This is a genomic window from Mesorhizobium sp. WSM4840 (genome assembly GCF_055811755.1).
Genome location: NZ_JBVVQD010000001.1, coordinates 200,824 through 216,733, shown reverse-complemented (window position 1 = coordinate 216,733; position 15,910 = coordinate 200,824). Strand labels below are relative to the sequence as shown.

At 63.0% G+C, this 15,910-nt stretch carries 15 protein-coding genes and 1 pseudogene; 4 read left to right on the top strand and 12 right to left on the bottom strand.

What is annotated here, in order from left to right; translation table 11 throughout:
* The coding region (locus AC0L3I_RS01150; RefSeq protein ID WP_473525682.1) for an ATP-binding cassette domain-containing protein at positions 1-1,485 on the top strand (1,485 nt) is incomplete at its 5' end.
* Between the two features lie 15 nt (positions 1,486-1,500).
* Here the strand turns inward: AC0L3I_RS01150 and AC0L3I_RS01145 are convergent.
* Positions 1,501-3,404 (bottom strand): annotated as a pseudogene (locus AC0L3I_RS01145) (DUF3857 domain-containing protein).
* A gap of 275 nt (positions 3,405-3,679) precedes the next feature.
* Positions 3,680-5,164 carry a carboxypeptidase M32 gene (locus AC0L3I_RS01140; protein ID WP_473525681.1) on the bottom strand — a complete coding sequence of 495 codons (1,485 nt, stop codon included), beginning with the start codon at positions 5,162-5,164 and terminating at the stop codon, positions 3,680-3,682.
* A gap of 185 nt (positions 5,165-5,349) precedes the next feature.
* Here AC0L3I_RS01140 and AC0L3I_RS01135 point away from each other — a divergent pair, with 185 nt between their 5' ends.
* Positions 5,350-5,703, top strand: a complete 354-nt coding sequence (locus AC0L3I_RS01135) for a DUF1304 domain-containing protein (RefSeq protein WP_192357513.1) — start codon at positions 5,350-5,352, stop codon at positions 5,701-5,703.
* A gap of 131 nt (positions 5,704-5,834) precedes the next feature.
* Here AC0L3I_RS01135 and AC0L3I_RS01130 read toward each other — a convergent pair whose 3' ends face one another.
* The 9 genes from AC0L3I_RS01130 to AC0L3I_RS01090 all read right to left on the bottom strand — a co-directional run bounded on the left by AC0L3I_RS01130 (position 5,835) and on the right by AC0L3I_RS01090 (position 13,792).
* Positions 5,835-6,047, bottom strand: a complete 213-nt coding sequence (locus AC0L3I_RS01130; protein ID WP_473525680.1) for a hypothetical protein — start codon at positions 6,045-6,047, stop codon at positions 5,835-5,837.
* 450 nt (positions 6,048-6,497) lie between these two features.
* Positions 6,498-7,529 carry a peptidoglycan -binding protein gene (locus AC0L3I_RS01125; protein ID WP_473525679.1) on the bottom strand — a complete coding sequence of 344 codons (1,032 nt, stop codon included), beginning with the start codon at positions 7,527-7,529 and terminating at the stop codon, positions 6,498-6,500.
* Position 7,530: 1 nt separating this feature from the next.
* Positions 7,531-8,556 (bottom strand): MotA/TolQ/ExbB proton channel family protein, encoded by a 1,026-nt coding sequence (locus AC0L3I_RS01120; protein WP_473525678.1) that lies wholly within the window; start codon positions 8,554-8,556, stop codon positions 7,531-7,533.
* Positions 8,557-8,668: 112 nt separating this feature from the next.
* Positions 8,669-9,361, bottom strand: coding sequence for a PAQR family membrane homeostasis protein TrhA (trhA, locus tag AC0L3I_RS01115; RefSeq protein ID WP_473525677.1), 693 nt, complete (start codon positions 9,359-9,361; stop codon positions 8,669-8,671).
* Positions 9,362-9,465: 104 nt separating this feature from the next.
* Positions 9,466-10,266, bottom strand: a complete 801-nt coding sequence (locus tag AC0L3I_RS01110; protein ID WP_473525676.1) for an inositol monophosphatase family protein — start codon at positions 10,264-10,266, stop codon at positions 9,466-9,468.
* 41 nt (positions 10,267-10,307) lie between these two features.
* A complete protein-coding gene (gene efp / locus AC0L3I_RS01105; protein WP_258121595.1) occupies positions 10,308-10,874 on the bottom strand; it encodes an elongation factor P in 567 nt (188 codons plus the stop codon).
* A gap of 167 nt (positions 10,875-11,041) precedes the next feature.
* Positions 11,042-12,073, bottom strand: coding sequence for a tetratricopeptide repeat protein (locus AC0L3I_RS01100; RefSeq protein WP_473525675.1), 1,032 nt, complete (start codon positions 12,071-12,073; stop codon positions 11,042-11,044).
* A 1-nt stretch (position 12,074) separates the two neighbouring features.
* Positions 12,075-12,722, bottom strand: a complete 648-nt coding sequence (locus AC0L3I_RS01095) for a thiamine phosphate synthase (protein ID WP_473525674.1) — start codon at positions 12,720-12,722, stop codon at positions 12,075-12,077.
* Positions 12,723-12,856: 134 nt separating this feature from the next.
* Complete coding sequence (locus tag AC0L3I_RS01090) at positions 12,857-13,792, bottom strand: DMT family transporter (RefSeq protein WP_473525673.1); 936 nt, start codon at positions 13,790-13,792, stop codon at positions 12,857-12,859.
* Positions 13,793-13,926: 134 nt separating this feature from the next.
* Between AC0L3I_RS01090 and AC0L3I_RS01085 the strand changes: the two genes are divergently transcribed.
* On the top strand, positions 13,927-14,385 hold the full coding sequence (locus AC0L3I_RS01085) for an Lrp/AsnC family transcriptional regulator (protein ID WP_473525672.1): 459 nt from the start codon (positions 13,927-13,929) through the stop codon (positions 14,383-14,385).
* Positions 14,386-14,496: 111 nt separating this feature from the next.
* Complete coding sequence (locus AC0L3I_RS01080; protein WP_473525671.1) at positions 14,497-15,267, top strand: sulfite exporter TauE/SafE family protein; 771 nt, start codon at positions 14,497-14,499, stop codon at positions 15,265-15,267.
* Positions 15,268-15,324: 57 nt separating this feature from the next.
* Here the strand turns inward: AC0L3I_RS01080 and AC0L3I_RS01075 are convergent, their stop codons facing one another.
* Complete coding sequence (locus tag AC0L3I_RS01075) at positions 15,325-15,876, bottom strand: DUF2269 family protein (protein ID WP_473525670.1); 552 nt, start codon at positions 15,874-15,876, stop codon at positions 15,325-15,327.
* Positions 15,877-15,910: the final 34 nt, after the last annotated feature.

The following is a 15,910-nucleotide window of genomic DNA, read 5'->3' as shown; positions in this document are numbered from 1 at the left end:
TGCTTTTGGTCCCCCATTGCCCCCCGCCGGCCCCAACCATCATCCCCCCCCCCCCCGGGGGGGTTCTCCGCCCCCCGCCCCGCCGCCCACACCCCGCCGGACACGGCGGCGCTCGGCGCCACCGCATCGGTGGCGCTGCGCAACGTCATCCTGGGTCTCGGCGCCGTGGCGATGATGGTCTTCACCAGCCCGAAGCTGTCGGGTCTTGTCATCGCCGCCATCCCGGTGATCGTGCTGCCGCTGGTCGCCTTCGGCCGCTCGGTGCGGCGCAAATCGCGGCTGGCGCAGGACACGCTGGCCGACGCCACGGCCTATGCCAGCGAGCAGATCGGCGCGGTGCGCACGCTGCAGGCCTTCACCAACGAGAAGCTCGTCACCGGGCATTTTTCATCTGCCGTGGAAGCCGCGTTCGAGGCGGCGCGATCTTCGATCTTTGCCCGCTCCTTCCTCACCTTCTTCGCCATCTTCATGATCTTTTCCTCGGTGGTGGCGGTGCTTTGGTTCGGCTCGCGCGACGTGCTCGACGGCACGCTGTCGCCGGGCACGCTCGGCCAGTTCCTGCTCTATTCGGTGTTCGCCGCCGGCGCGCTCGGCGCGCTGTCGGAAGTATGGGGCGAGCTTTCCCAGGCGGCGGGTGCTGCCGAACGGCTGACCGAGATCCTGGCCGAGAAGCCCGCGATCCAGGCCCCAGCGCATCCGAAACAGCTGCCGGCGACGGCCAGAGGCGCAATAAGTTTCGACGACGTGTCCTTCTCCTATCCCGCTGGGCCCGACCGCGCCGCCGTCCACGGTCTGAGTTTCCAGGTCAAGCCCGGCGAGACGGTGGCGATCGTCGGCCCGTCGGGAGCCGGCAAGAGCACCGTCTTTTCGCTGCTTCTGCGCTTCTACGACCCCGAGACCGGCAAGATCATGATCGACGGCGTCAATGTGCGCGAGGCCGACCCTGCCGCGATCCGGGAGCGCATCGCCATCGTGCCGCAGGATGTCACCATCTTCGCGGCCAGCGCGCGCGACAATATCAGCTTCGGCCGTCCGGACGCCAGCGACGCCGAGATCGAGGCGGCGGCCAAGGATGCGCTTGCCGACGAGTTCATCCTGAAGCTCGAAAAAGGCTATGCCAGCCAGGTCGGCGAGCGCGGCGTGACGCTGTCCGGCGGCCAGCGCCAGCGCGTGGCGATTGCCCGCGCGATTCTGCGTGATGCGCCGATCCTTCTGCTCGACGAGGCGACCTCGGCGCTGGACGCGGAAAGCGAGACGCTGGTGCAGACGGCGCTGGAGCGGCTGATGCAGGACCGCACCACCATCGTCATCGCCCACCGGCTGGCGACGGTGCTGAAGGCCGACCGGATCCTGGTTATGGATGGCGGCTGCATCGTCGAGGAAGGCACCCACCAGAGCCTCGTTGGCAAGGGGGGCATCTATGCGCGGCTGGCCAAGCTGCAGTTCGAAACCGGGGCGAATGCTTTCAAGGGTGCGGCGGAGTAGGCCTTTCCACTGGCGTCAGTTCGCTTCGGCGTCCGAATAGGCGAAATTGTAGTTCCAAGCCGAATTGTCATTGATCTTCTTGAGGGATTTCAAATAGGGGCCGATGCTCTTGGCGGGAACCTGACCGTTGATGGTCTTGAGAAACCAGTCGACCTGAAATTCGGTGGAGGTGCTCGTCCAACGAGCCTTGAATGCAAGGTGGGGCGTAATCACGTCGTCATTGTCCTCGGGGCCTACGAAGTGGGCCTTCAGATTTCTGACCGTGCACCGGTGTCGTCGAAAGATCGGGCTGCCTAGCCAGATTGGCGCGCTCCTTTCGAGGAGGTCGGGCTCCGGCAGATATCTGATGCCGACATCCGATTTCAGAGCAAATTCCTTGGCGAGGTTATCGGCGTCGAGATCGTCTGCCGACAGATCGTAGGATTCGGTTACCGACACCAGATTCTTGTCGCGGCTGTCGTTCGTCACCAACGGCCCCAGGCTTTTCATTCCGGGATACTGGCGATTGTAATATTTGAGATAGTCGTCCGCGATCTTTGCCGCCGATTGCGAGACAAGCTTATAACGCATGCTATCGGCATCCGCGCCCCAATAGGTAGTGGTAACCGTCAGTTTGAGCGGCTCGCCTTTGCGTTTGGGAAAATCGAACACCTCGTTCACAAAGGTGGTCGGCTGGTAGAGCTCGTTTCGGTCTATCTTTTCCATCGCCGCGTTGTCGGCGGCAATGGGCAGCGCAAAGCCGTAGTCGGGCGGCACAAGATTACCTGCCCTGCCTCCCTGCAGATAGTTGGTCGCGTCGATCCAGTACTTCTGGCTGTCGATGACGACCTTTACGATGATGTGGTCAAACGCCCTTATCGTCGGAAGTATCGTGGCGAGAGCAAGCCCTTCATCAAGATCCGTGAGAGCCACGTCCGCCTGGATTCCCAGTCGCCGCAGGCTGGAGGCGAGAAGCAGCGCCTTGTCCTTGCAATCGCCGAAGCCGCTTGCCACCACTGTCGTCGGGCTGCGCGGGATATAGGAACCACGGCCCATGGACAGGCTGACATAGCGGATGGTTTCCTGGACCAACCGCATTGCCTCGATCATCCTGTCTTCGGGCGCATCGTACTTGGCGGCAATGGCATCGAGCTTCGATGCGAACTCTGCCGGCAGCTCCTGGTCCAGCCGATAATACGGAAGCACCGTGTCGACGATATCTTGCCATTTCGATGTCGAGGAGATTTCGATGGATGGATATGTGCGAAAGTCCGGCGGCAGATATTCCTGCGATTTCACGGGCGTCGGGTTGGCGCTTTGCCAAAGATAGGTAGTCGTTTCTCCGGTGGACTCGACATCCGGGCGTATGTCCGTCCTGACCTGTCGGAAATTCTGGGGCTGCACGGTTGGCCACGTCACTCTTTCGCGGATCAGAGCGATTGGTTCATCCCAAGCCACGGCAAAGGAGTGGAAAAGAAGATCCGTGCCGATGATCGGAGTCCTGACCGTGGTCTTGCCATAGTCGACGATGTCTCCGACCCGGACATCGTTGATGTTCACGTAAGCGGTAAGCCAACCATCGAAGAGGCCCTCTCCGCATCCCTCTCGCGCCGAAACACGTCGAACTCAGCATCGGAAAGGTGCTTGATCACCACGCCGTCACGAATGATGTCGATCCAGTTCACGGTGACCTCGGACGTCGCAGGATCGAATTCAAAACTTATGGCAGCGCCGCGTTCCAGGCCAGTGCGGTCGACGATCTTGTAGGCATAGCGGTCGAAGATCTCCAATCCGCCGGGGCGCTTCCGGATCTGAAAATCCGACAGCAGGTTGGATATGCCGTTCTTGATCTGGCTGTCGAATTGTGGATCGGCCTTGGGAAGCGCGACTTGCTCGATCCAGTTGCCAAGGCTGCCCTTGTGCACGTTCGTACCGGCCATGGCCGGCCAGCAGACCGTGCAAATGACAATCAATACTGTGAGTCTTGCCAATACAGTGAGTCTGGCGACCACTGTTGTCGCCGCGTGAAAATGCCCTGCCCGCCCCATGCCCCTGTACGCCCCGCCAGATTACAGTCGAACACCATTAGTGATAGAAAAGTAAATTGCGTCCTGCAAGGCAGGGTGGCTCGGCTGGGACCGAGAACGGCGGATCAGGCGGTATCTCTGGAGAACACCAATGATCGGTCAGGCGGTATGGGTCGGAGGGGGCGGCCCTAGGCGCCATACCGCTTTTTCAGGTGATCGGTGAAATGCGCGGCGTTCAGTTTCTCGCCGGTGGCGCGTTCGAGCAGTTCGGGCGTCGACCAGCGCGAGCCTTGCGACCAGATCCTGTCACTGCGCCAGTCGTTGATCGCCGCGAAATTCCCCTTGGCGAGGTCTTCGTTGGCCGAAGGATGATCTCTGGTCAGCGCCGCCCATTGCTGCGCCGCCATCATGGCGCCCAGCGTGTAGGAGGGGAAATAGCCGAAGGCGGCACCCGGCCAGTGCACGTCCTGCATCGGACCGTCGGCCGGGTTGTCGATGGTCGACAGGCCGAGATAGTCGCGCATCTTGGCGTCCCAGGCCTCCGGCAGGTCGGCGGCCTCCAGCCGCCCCGAGACAAGCTCCTGCTCCAGCTCGAACCGCAGTATGACATGCAGCGGGTAGGTCACCTCGTCTGCGTCGACGCGGATCAGGCCGCGCTCAACCCGATGCACATGCGGCAGGATGTCGTCGATCGACCAGATCTCGCCGAGGTGCCGTTCGACCACAGGCAGCGCCCAGCGCCAGAATTCGGGATTGCGGCCGATCTGCTTTTCGACGAACAGGCTCTGGCTTTCATGCACGGCCATGCCGCGCGCCTTGCCGAGCGGCCAGTGCGCCCACGCCTTCGGCAGGTTCTGTTCGTAAAGCGCATGGCCGGTCTCGTGCAGCACGCCCATCAGCGCCGACAGGAAATCGGAGGTCCTGTAGCGGGTGGTGATGCGCACGTCGCTCGGCACGCCACCGCAGAACGGATGATGCGATACCGACAGAGAGCCGTGGGTGAGGTCGAAGCCGACCGCCGCCATCATGGCGAGACCAAGCTCGCGCTGCTTTTCGATCGCATAGCTGCCCGAAAGCGGCTTCAGCGGATGTTTCGCCAGCCGCTCTTCCTGCACGGCCAGTGCCTCCGGCACGAAATCTCTTAGGAAGGTCTTCAGCTCGGCGAAGACCGGCGTGATGTCGGCGGCGCGGTTGCCGGGATCGTATTGCTCCATCAGCGCGTCATAGGGATAGAGGCCGAGCACGTCGGCGCGAAGTGCTGCTTCCTCGCGCACCAGCGCCACGACGCCTTCGAGCGCCGGCAAAAAACCTGCCCAGTCGTTCTTTGCACGCAAGTCGCGCCACAACTGCTCGGAGCGCATGCGCGCGGTCGTTTGACGCTCGACGAATTCGACCGGCAAACAGGTCAGGTTGGTGTATTGCCGCCGGAACTCCTTGACCGCTGCCTGCTGTTCTTCGTTCAGCGTTTCCTGTTCGGCGGCTGCGATCCAGTCGGCGATCTCCGGCGCTGTCGCTCTGGCGTGATGCATGCCGGCCAGCGCCGACATCGCCTCGGCGCGCTTTTCGCCGCCGCCGACGGCCATCTGGGTCGCCTCGTCGGCGCCGAGAATGGCGAGCGCATGCTCCAGTGCTTCGAGCTTGTGGCCGAGGTCGTCGAGTTTTTGAAAGGACATGGCGGGTTCCGCTGAATCTGAACGGCGGGAAAAGATACCAATGCGTGGGCATTGGCAACCCTGAAGGCCGTCGGCGATAGGCACATTGGTTGCTAGCACGATGCACGCCGCAATGCGTCTTGCGGGAGCGGCGGCGTGCGTGATCAATATCGCGAGGCGGCGCGTGCCGCGACGGGAGACGAAGCATGATCGCCAATGTGCTGGTCGGGTTGGTGGCGCTGATCCACCTCTACATCGTCTATCTGGAGATGGTGCTGTGGAATACGCCGCGCGGCCACAAGCTGTTCAAGCTGACGCCGGAATTCGCCAGCGCATCGAAGGTGCTTGCGGCCAACCAGGGTCTTTACAACGGCTTTCTCGCAGCCGGGCTGATCTGGGGGCTTTACCTCGGCGAGGCCGGTTTCCAGATCAAGGTGTTTTTCCTGCTCTGCGTCGCCATCGCCGGCCTCTACGGCGCGGCGACGGTCGGCAGGAAAATCCTCTACATCCAGACCGTACCGGCGGCAGCTGCTCTGATCGTACTTTGGCTGGGCGCATGACCCCGAAATCGGAATCAATTTTCGGAAGGTTCTTGAACGGATCTACGCGCCGGCGTTCGGTGCGGAACGGATCTTGCGCAAAAATCAAAGGATCATGCGCAAGATCAACTGCGGCGCTCTGATGGATGGTTTCAGCCATTTGGATAGGTTGGGCCGTAGCCGTTTGGATAATATCCGCCATCGCCGCCGCTGCCGATGAGGAAGGCGCTGCCGGTGGCTGCCCGCAGCTTCTGGCTCACATCATCGAGCTGCGCCAGCAACTGCTGATATTGGGTGGTTGGCATCGTTCCATCTCGCGCGGCCCTCTGGGCGGCCCGATCGAGTTGAGCGATCTGCGTGCGCAAGTCGCGCGCCTCGTCCGGCTCGAGCTGGTTCGCATGCGTCGCGGATCGTATACCCGTATCCACGCTCTGTATCCGGTTGATCAAAGCTGTCTCACGCGGGCCGGCGTAGGCGCCAGCAAACGGAACGGTGACGAGAAGGGCAGCGAGCGTTGCAGTCCTGAGGGTTTGGGCCTGAGGGTTTTGGGCCTGAGGGTTTTGGGAGTGAAAGAGCGCATGGTTGCGTCTCCTTTTACTGGGGAAGGCGGCGGTTAGGACGCCGCCTTCCGGCCTTGGGCCGTCCGGTTCCGTCGCGTCGCGATGGACGGTTCCACCGCCGGCGGTTCTCGGCCCCGTGGCACAACCTAGGAACGGTTCTCGGCAAAGTGTAATTAAAAAAAGGTAATCTTTTCAGGCCTTGCCGGCCCGCACGGGCGCTCTAAATCCGGGCGTTCGCCTTGAGGCCAGCCCGGATCAGCGCTCGGTCAGTTTCAGCTCGATGCGGCGGTTCTTGTTGCGCGCGTCTTCGGTGTCGGCGGGGTCGAGCGGCTGGAATTCGCCGAAGCCGGCCGCAACCAGCCGGTTGGCCGGCACGCCGTTTTCGATCAGGAACTTCACCACCGAGGTCGAGCGCGCCGTCGACAGTTCCCAATTGTCGCGGTAACGGCCGGTGCCCGATAGCGGCTTGTCGTCGGTGTGGCCGTCGACGCGCAGCACCCAGTTGATCTCCGGCGGGATCTCCTTCTGCAGGTCGATGATGGCTCCGGCGAGCTTCTTCATCTCGACCTTGCCGGCGTCGTTGATCACTTCGGAGCCTGTCGGGAAAAGCACTTCCGACTGGAAGACGAAGCGGTCGCCGACGATGCGGATGTTCTCGCGGTCGGCGAGGATTTCGCGCAGGCGCCCGAAGAAGTCGGACCGATAGCGGTTCAGTTCCTGCACCCGTTGGGCCAGCGCGACGTTCAGGCGGCGGCCGAGATCGGCGATCTTGGTGTTGGACTCGCGGTCGCGCGCTTCGGACACGTTGAGTGCTTCTTCGAGCGCTCCGATCTGCCTGCGCAGCGCCGCGATCTGCTGGTTGAGGATTTCGACCTGGCTCAGCGCCTGCTGGCTGATCTGGCGCTGGTTGTCGAGTTCACCCGAAAGTGCCGTGGCGCGCTGGTTGGCCGCGTCGCCGGCACCGGCGCCTTGCGCCAGCAATTGCTCGAGCCGGCTCTTTTCCGCCTCCGACGCCGACAGCGACGCCTGCAAATTGGCGAGCGAATCTTCTTTGTCCTGCGTCGTCGAGCGCTCCAGCGCCAGAAGCTGGGTCAGTTCGTTGATCTGCAAATTGAGGCGGTTGAGCACAGTGTCCTTGCCGGAGATTTCGCGGCCGAGCAGGAACTGCGCCAGCACGAAGACCGTGAGCAAAAACATGATCGCGAGCAGCAACGTCGACAGCGCGTCGACGAAGCCCGGCCAGTAATCGATACGGCGATCGGTACGCCGGCCCCTGGCGAGAGCCATGCTAATGGACTCCAGTCTTCTTCAGGGCATCGGCGATCTTCTCCAGCGTGCCGCGCATCGCCTTCTGCTCGTCCGACTGGGCCTCGACCCAGTCGCGCATGATCTGCTGCTCCGAGCGCATGTTCTTGACCAGGCCCGAAATGCCGTCGGCAAGGTTGGCCATGGCGGTGGCGACACGCGGATTGGCGCCGCCGCCATTCTCCTGCATGCTGCGCAGTCTTTCCGACAGGACGCGGATCTCGTCGGAGGATTCGGCCTTGGCCGGTTCGGCGACGACGATGTCGGACGACAGGTCGGTGACCGAGGACAGCCAGTTTTCGAGCTCGGTGTAGAAGCGTGTCTGGGCGCGGCCAGCCTGCAGGTCGAGGAATCCGAGCACCAGGGAACCGGACAGGCCGAACAGCGAGGACGAGAAGGCGGTGCCCATGCCGGCCAGCGGCGCGGAAAGCCCCTGCTTCAGCGATTCGAGCACGGCGGCGGCATCGCCGCTGCCGGGATCGAGCGACTCGATGGTTTCGCGGATCGAGCCGATCGTGCCTAGCAGGCCCCAGAAAGTGCCGAGCAGGCCAAGGAACACCAGCAGCCCGACAAGATAGCGCGAGGTGTCGCGGCTTTCATCGAGGCGGGTGGCGATCGAATCGAGCATGGTGCGCATCGAACTGGTCGAGAAGGCGATCGTCGACGAGCGGCCGATCATCGCCTTCATCGGTGCCAGCAGCACCGGCTCGGTGGTTTCGGAGCCGGCCCGAAAGGAGTTGACCCAGCGCACTTCGCGAAACAGCCGGCCGACCTGCACGAAGGCCAGCAGGATGCCGACCACAAGCACGCCGATGATCAGGCCGTTGAGACCGGGATTGGCGGCGAAGGCGCTCGAGATCTGACGGGTCAGGATGGCGGCGATGAAGGCGACGATCATCAGGAAGATGACCATGGTCAGGAGGAAGACCTGCGGGCTCGACAGTTTGTGCGGATCGTACATCAAAACGTCGGAGCGCCTGCCTTTGCCGAAGGATTTGAGAAAAGCCATCCGTGCCCCGTTTCCGATGCCGCTGCCGCAACTTCACGTTTGACGGCGACTCTAAACGCAATTGTGACCAAATTGAATGGCGCTTGGCAATATTGCCAAGCGGACATCGGCGTCAGAGCCGGTTGATGACCAGGCAGTCGACCATGGCAGCCAGGTGCAGGCCGGCGCCGGTGACGACAAAGCCGTGCCACAGTGCGTTGTGGAAGCGCAGGCCCTTCCAGGCGAAGAAGATGACGCCGCAGGAATAGACGATGCCGCCGGCAACGATCAGCGCGATCGACGTCGTCGGCAGTGTCTGGACGAGCGGCTCGACAAGAACGATGCCGCTCCAGCCGATGGCGAGATAGAAGACGATCGCCAGCCGGTCGAAGCGACCGGGAAGAAGCACTTTGATGGCGATGCCGAGCGCTGCCGCGACCCAGACCAGGACGATCATCGAGACGGCCAGCGGCGAGCCGTCGAGCTGGGCGAGGAAAGGCGTGTAGGTCGCGGCGATCAGCAGATAGATCGCGGCATGGTCGAAGCGCCGCAATATCCACTTGGCTGGCGACGACACCGGCCACAGATTGTAGGCCAGCGACACCGACAGCACGGTGAGCAGCGAAACCACGTAGAAAGCAGCGGCGATATATTCACCCGGACCGGCATGGAAGGCGGCCAGCGCCAGCAACGCCGAGCCGGCGGCAATGGCGAGCACGATGCCCACTGCATGGACGATGCCGTCGGCGATCATTTCGGCGCGCGAATAGTGCCAGCGTCCCATGAAGGGGATTTCGATCTGGGATTCGGGGCCGATGTGCGTCATGAATGATCCTGCATCTCCCTATCTGGGCGGATGCCGGACAGTATTTCAAGCTTTGGTTGCGGTTTTGCGACTGCGGCGGTTCAGCGCGCCAAGCACGCTAGAGCCTAGCGCGGCGTCACCGGCTTCCTGACGGTCTTCAACAGCGCACGCTGGATGATCTCGTTGCCGGCGACGATCGAGCCGCCATCCAGCATGTTCTGCCCGCCGGCGAAGTCGGAGATGAAGCCGCCTGCCTCGCGGATCAGCAGGATGCCGGCGGCAACGTCCCAGGCAGACAGGCCGGTTTCCCAGAACCCGTCCATGCGGCCGGCAGCGACGTAGGCGAGATCGAGCGAGGCGGAGCCGAGGCGGCGCACGCCGGAGACTTCGGCCATCACGTTGCGCAGCTCGACCAGGAAATTGCCATGCTGGCCGCGCCCGAGATGCGGCACGCCGCAGCCGATCACCGCGTCGATCAGCTTGGTGCGGCCGGCGACCCGCAGCCGGCGGTCGTTCATGAAGGCGCCGCCGCCGCGCTCGGCGGTGTAGAGTTCGTCCATCGCCGGATTGTAGACGACACCGGCGACGATCTGGCCCTGGCGCTCCAGCGCGATCGAGATGGCGAACAGCGGAATGCCGTGCAGGAAATTGGTGGTGCCGTCGAGCGGGTCGACGATCCAGCGGTGCTGGCCGTCGTCGCCTTCGATCAGGCCGCGCTCCTCCATCAGGAAGGCATAGCCCGGCCGCGCCTTCGATAGCTCGGTGAAGAGTATTTCTTCTGCCTTGCGGTCGGCTTGGCTAACATAGTCGCCCGGCCCCTTCATCGAGACCTGCAGGTTCTGTACTTCGCCGAAATCGCGCGACAGCGAGCGGCCGGCCTTCATGGCGGCCTGGACCATTACATTGAGGATTGCGGAACGCGCCATTGTAGTTCTTCCTGCTGCGCTTCTTCCTGCTGCCGGGCGCTTTAGTCGGCGCGGCGCACGTAAGTGATTTCGTTGGTGTCGACGATGATACGTTCGCCTGAACCGATGAACGGCGGCACCAGCACGCGGATGCCGTTTTCCAGCATCGCCGGCTTATAGGATGAGGCGGCCGTCTGACCCTTCACCACCGGATCGGCCTCGGTGATGGTCAGCGTCACCTGGTCGGGCAGTGAAATGCCGATCGGCCTTTCGTCATAGAGCTGGACCGTCACCATCATGCCGTCCTGTAGGAAGGCAGCGCGATCGCCGACGAAATCCTTTTGCAACTCAAGCTGCTCGTAGCTTTCGGTGTCCATGAACACCAGCGCGTCGCCCTGCTCGTAGAGGAAGGAGAAATCCTTCATCTCCAGGCGGATCTGTTCGACGGTTTCGGCGGAGCGGAAACGCTCATTGAGCTTGGTGCCGTTGATCAGGTTCTTCAACTCGACCTGGTTATAGGCGCCGCCCTTGCCTGGTTTGACAGCGTTGGTCCTGACCGCCACCCACAGGCCGCCGTCATGCTCGATGACGTTGCCGGGACGGATTTCGTTGCCATTGATCTTGGCCATGATGATGTGATCCGGAATGAGATTTTCGCGATGAAAGCGATTTGGCGCCTCCAAGACCACAAATCGCCAGGAGAGGCAAGGGAGTGGGCAGGAGGGGCGAGGGGCGGAGTCATTCCCTCGCCAGCATCCAACCCGCGCCGCTGCCAGATATTCACCGCCCGTGCGCTTTACGGAAGGCGGTTGGCCCTCTGTAGCGCCTGCTTCGTCTGGTCGTCAGTCAGGCCCTGCAGAAAATCGTCCATCTGCGGATCGATGAGCCCGGCGCGACGGGCGACGACGTACCAGGCGCCGGCAAGGATCGGATCCGGATCGGCGCCGATGCCGCCCATGTAAAGCTTGGCGAGGCGGTTCTGGGCGGCGACATTGCCGCCCTCGGCGGCCTGTTTCATCCAGCCGAAGCCAGACTTGAGGTCGCGGGCGCCACCACGTCCCTCGATCATCCACGCGGCGAGATCGATCTGCGCCGTGTCATAGTTCTGCCGTGCTGCCTGCGCCAGCAGGCCTCGCGCCTGGACATCGTCGCGCGGCTTGCCGCCGACGCCATTGGCATAGACCTGCGCCATCGCATATTGCGCGTCGGCAAGGCCGGTCGCGGCGGCGCGCTGATAATAGGACACCGCCTTTGCGATGCCGGCATCGCCGGGGTCCTGCTGGACCAGCAGCTGCGCGAAATTGAACTGCGCCAGACGGTTGCCGGCCTCGGCGGCGGCCTGCATCAGCGCGTAGGCCCCTTTCTCGTCCTTCTTGACGTAGCGGCCGTCGAGCAGCATCAGCGCATATTGGAACTGCGATTCCGGTATGCCCTGCTCTGCGGCAAGCGCGTACCACTTTGCCGCCTCCGCCGCGTCGACCGGCACGCCAAGGCCGCGCGACAATATTTCTGCGATCAATGTCTGCGCCGCCGGATCGCCGTTCTGAGCGCGAACCAAGGCGAGGTTGTAGGCCGTCTTGTAAAGGCCGCGCTGGAAGGCGCCATAGGCAGAATCCGACGGCTTTGCACCGAAGCGGTCGGGATTGATGGCGTCGGCCGACGGCAGCGGGGCCGTGGTGGCAGGCTGCGGCAGCGGCGTGGCGATCGGCTTGTCCGTGTTTGCACCGATGTCGGGCTTGGGTTGCGGCAACGGGACGGTTTCCGCCACGGCGGCCTGCACCGTGAGCGGCGCAAGCAAAGCACTGAAAAGGATTGTCCGCGCCGGCACGTCAGTCCTCGAAACGCGGCGCGGTTTCGTCGAGCAGCGCGTTGGCGCTGGCGACTGCCATCTTTGGGTCGACGCCGTCGGCAAAGACGGCGCTGGACAGCGCCACGAATTCGGCGCCGGTGGCAGCCACCGCTTCCACCGAGGCGATGTCGGATCCGGCCATGACGATGCAAGGGATCTGGATCACATCCGCCCACCATTGCCCCAGCGACAGGTTGCGTGGGTGCGGCTCCGGCTTGTTGTCGTAGCCGAAGCGGCCGAAGAAGATGTAGTCGGGCCTGAGCTCGCCGAGTTCCAGGGCATCGTCGCGGGTCTTGGCGCCGCCGGTGCCGACCATCATTTTTGCCTGAAAACGTTCGATCGTCTCGGCGAGTTCGGCCTTGCCGACCTCGACATGGATGCCATCGGCCTGGACGCGGCCGGCGATGCGAGTGTCGCCGGCAATGACGACGGCAACGCCTGCCGCTTGCCCCGCCGGCACGATCTGTTCGGCGAACGCCTGGAAGGAGGCCTCGTCCATGCCGTTCTCGGGCAGGATCAGCGAGGCGACGTCGCCGCCCTCGAACGCCGCGCCGATGCGCTCAGCCGGCACGCCGGGCGGCGCGATCAGCACGATGCGGCAGCGATTTGGAGGCGTTGCGTGGTTCATTGGTTTTCGATCCCGGTTTTCGCCTATGCCGGGCGAAGATGGTTGCATTGCGGCATAGAGCAAAGAGCCGGCCTTGAACAGGCGGGCGGGGCAGGATCATTGGCGCAGGATTGTCGTCCGGTGACGTTACTGCCTCACTTGATTGCCTGGGTGCTCTCGGCTGGGGCCTTCGATTTCCACAGTGTCCAGCCGAGATTCATGCCGGCGGCGGCGACCAGGATGGCGGCGGCGCCGACGATCTGGGCCGGATGCAGCCGGTGGCCGAAGGCGACGACATCGACCAGGATCGCGACCACAGGGTAGATGAAGGACAGCGACCCCTGCAGATGCGTCGGCAGTTTCTGAATGGCGCCGTACATCAGGATGTACATCAGACCGGTATGGACGACACCAAGCGTCGCCAGCATGCTCCAGCTCCACGCATCGGCGGGAAGGTGGGAAAGGTTGGCGAAGGGTGCCAGCATGACGACGCCGACGCAGACCTGGATCAGGGCGATCAGGTGTGGTGGCGTGCCTTTGAGCTTCTTGGTGACGATGGCGGCGACGGCCCAGAAGAAAGCCGCACCCAGCGCCATCGCGATGCCGATAAAATAATCCGTACCGACATTGCCTATGCCTGTATTGGGGCCTGCACCGGGACCCACATCAGGCGAGGCCTGCACGATCAGCAGCATGCCGGCGAAGGCGATGCCAAGCCAGGCCAGCTTTGTCAGGGTCAGCCGCTCTGAGAAGAAGAGCGCGCCAAAGCCGACCAGCATGAAGGGCTGCGTGTTGTAGACTGCCGTGGCGATCGAGATCGAGGCGCGGGAAAACGAGCTGAACAGCAGCAGCCAGTTGACGACGATGGCAGCGCCCCCGAGAGCCGCGATCCCCACGATGCGCAGCGACAGCCTGCCGCGCAGCAGCCCCAGGGCAGCGCAGATGATCAGCAGCGTTATCGCGCCGAAAGCACAGCGCCAGAAGACGACATCCATGATGGGCTCGCCCGACATGACGACGAACCATCCGATCGTGCCGAGGATCGCCATTGCGGCCGTCATTTCGACCGTGCCACGCACCGTGCTGTCCATGAATATTGCCTCTTGAAACGCTGATGGTTGATAATTCCATGCCGCATCAGCGCTTTCTATAATTTGCGTCAGGTGATATGCCAGTCGCGCCTAATTAAATAAGGTGATGACGGCCTTTTCCTTGGGAATGTCAAATGCTGGACGATCTGGACCGACGCCTTCTCGAAATCCTGATCAAGGATTCGCGAACCTCGTTGAAGGAACTGGCCCAGCAGGTCGGGTTGTCATCGCCAAGCGTTTCGGAGCGGCTTCGACGTCTTGAGGATCGCGGCGTCATCCGCGCCTTCACCATCGAGATCGATCCGCAAGCGCTCGGCTACACCTTGCAGGCGATCGTTCGCATCCGGCCCTTGCCGGGCAAGCTGCATATTGTGCAGAAGCTGATCGAGGAAATTCCGGAGTTTGGCGAATGCGACAAGGTGACGGGCGACGACTGCTTTGTTGCCCGGCTGTTCGTGCGCTCGATCGGCGATCTCGACAAGCTTCTCGACCGTATCGCCGACAAGGCCGAAACCAGCACAGCCATCATCAAGGCGCAGCCGATCCGCAGGCGCCCACCGCCGCTCGCTGCAACCGCCATCTCAAAACCGTAACAGGCGACGGCACTCACGACGCATCGCATTGTGTGTACATTTGCAGTCGCGGCGCGAAGGTTTATCGGCTATTCCACGTCTACACGCTTTCCCTCCAACTGTTCCCCGCCGATGTCAGGTCTTTTGCTCGATCCCTGGTTCTATGCCGCCGCCATTCCAGCCGTCATCCTGGTCGGTCTGTCCAAGGGCGGCTTTGGCGGTGCGGTCGGCTTCGTCGGGGTGCCGCTGATGGCTCTGGCCATGCCGCCGGTGCAGGCCGCCGCCATCCTGCTCCCTATACTGTGCCTGATGGACATCGTCTCGGTGTGGACGTGGTGGGGTGTCTACGACCGCAAGATGCTTACGGACATGATGCCGGGGGCGGTGATCGGCATCGGCCTCGGCTGGCTGACCGCGGCGTTGGTGACAGCGGAAATGGTGCGGCTGATCGTCGGCGCGGTGGCCATGATCTTCGTGCTTCGCTGGGTCTTTCTACAGATGCGGCACGGTGCGGGCCACTCGGCCGAGCCCAACCGCGCGGCTGCCGCCTTCTGGGGGACGGTCGCCGGTTTCACCAGCTTCGTCGCCCATGTCGGCGGCCCGCCCTTCCAGGTCTATGCGCTGCCGATCCGGCTCGATCCGAAAGTGCTGTCGGGCACCGCCGCAATCTTCTTTGCCGCCACCAACGCATTGAAGCTCATCCCCTATTTTGCGCTGGGACAGTTCGACACCACCAACCTGACCGCGTCGGCGGTTCTGGTGCCGCTGGCGCCGCTTTCGACCATCGCCGGCGCCTGGCTGGTCCGGCGGATGCGGCCGGAACTGTTCTACCCCTTCACCTACGCAACCGTCGCGGTCGTCGCAGTCAAGCTTCTGTGGGACGGGATTGCCGGCCTTCTCTAAAGCGTCAGCCATGGAAGCTGCCGGCAGCCCGAGCCGCCGTCAGCGTCATGGCAGATTTCAGGCGGCGCTCGGCACCAACCGACGCGTTCCGCCGAGGGCGAGAGCAATTCCGGTGGTCAGGACCAGCGCCATGCAGCCCAGGATGGTGACATCGTTCAGCGTCGGCTTCAGCACCATGTCGGCTATGATCACCAGCATCACCGAATAGTCGACGCGTGCAGCGTTGAGGATGCGCTGGCCCTGGGCGAGGGCCGCCGGCGTCACGCCGTCCTTGGCGATCATCCCCGCCATGCGGTCGGCGGTCGGCTTGAAGATGAACATGCCGATGCAGAAGGTCGTCGCATAGCCGGCAAGGCCGATCAGGATCCACAGGGCGGAGAAGCCGACCCAGAACCCGCACATGATGAGGCCGAAGGCGAGCGTCGCCATCGACATCGGCGCGAAGAACCTGTTGCCCAGTTCGCCAGTGGCGCGCATCGCCTGCAGCATGCCTTCGATGTTTCCAGCGCGATCGGCGCGCATCGCAAGCACCATCAGCGTAAAGCCGCCGCCGACCCAGAGGATCGCCGAGACGACATGCAGAAACTTGACGATCGAGTACCAATCCATGGTTCCCTCCTTGAATGTTTGACGATTGCGAGCG

What these genes read in the sequence shown, in the direction of transcription:
- AC0L3I_RS01140 (WP_473525681.1), bottom strand. Translation starts at nt 5,164, where the DNA reads ATGTCCTTTCAAAAACTCGACGACCTCGGCCACAAGCTCGAAGCACTG.
- AC0L3I_RS01135 (WP_192357513.1), top strand. Translation starts at nt 5,350, where the DNA reads ATGATCGCCAATGTGCTGGTCGGGTTGGTGGCGCTGATCCACCTCTAC.
- AC0L3I_RS01125 (WP_473525679.1), bottom strand. Translation starts at nt 7,529, where the DNA reads ATGGCTCTCGCCAGGGGCCGGCGTACCGATCGCCGTATCGATTACTGG.
- AC0L3I_RS01120 (WP_473525678.1), bottom strand. Translation starts at nt 8,556, where the DNA reads ATGGCTTTTCTCAAATCCTTCGGCAAAGGCAGGCGCTCCGACGTTTTG.
- trhA (WP_473525677.1), bottom strand. Translation starts at nt 9,361, where the DNA reads ATGACGCACATCGGCCCCGAATCCCAGATCGAAATCCCCTTCATGGGA.
- AC0L3I_RS01110 (WP_473525676.1), bottom strand. Translation starts at nt 10,266, where the DNA reads ATGGCGCGTTCCGCAATCCTCAATGTAATGGTCCAGGCCGCCATGAAG.
- efp (WP_258121595.1), bottom strand. Translation starts at nt 10,874, where the DNA reads ATGGCCAAGATCAATGGCAACGAAATCCGTCCCGGCAACGTCATCGAG.
- AC0L3I_RS01095 (WP_473525674.1), bottom strand. Translation starts at nt 12,722, where the DNA reads ATGAACCACGCAACGCCTCCAAATCGCTGCCGCATCGTGCTGATCGCG.
- AC0L3I_RS01090 (WP_473525673.1), bottom strand. Translation starts at nt 13,792, where the DNA reads ATGGACAGCACGGTGCGTGGCACGGTCGAAATGACGGCCGCAATGGCG.
- AC0L3I_RS01085 (WP_473525672.1), top strand. Translation starts at nt 13,927, where the DNA reads ATGCTGGACGATCTGGACCGACGCCTTCTCGAAATCCTGATCAAGGAT.
- AC0L3I_RS01080 (WP_473525671.1), top strand. Translation starts at nt 14,497, where the DNA reads ATGTCAGGTCTTTTGCTCGATCCCTGGTTCTATGCCGCCGCCATTCCA.
- AC0L3I_RS01075 (WP_473525670.1), bottom strand. Translation starts at nt 15,876, where the DNA reads ATGGATTGGTACTCGATCGTCAAGTTTCTGCATGTCGTCTCGGCGATC.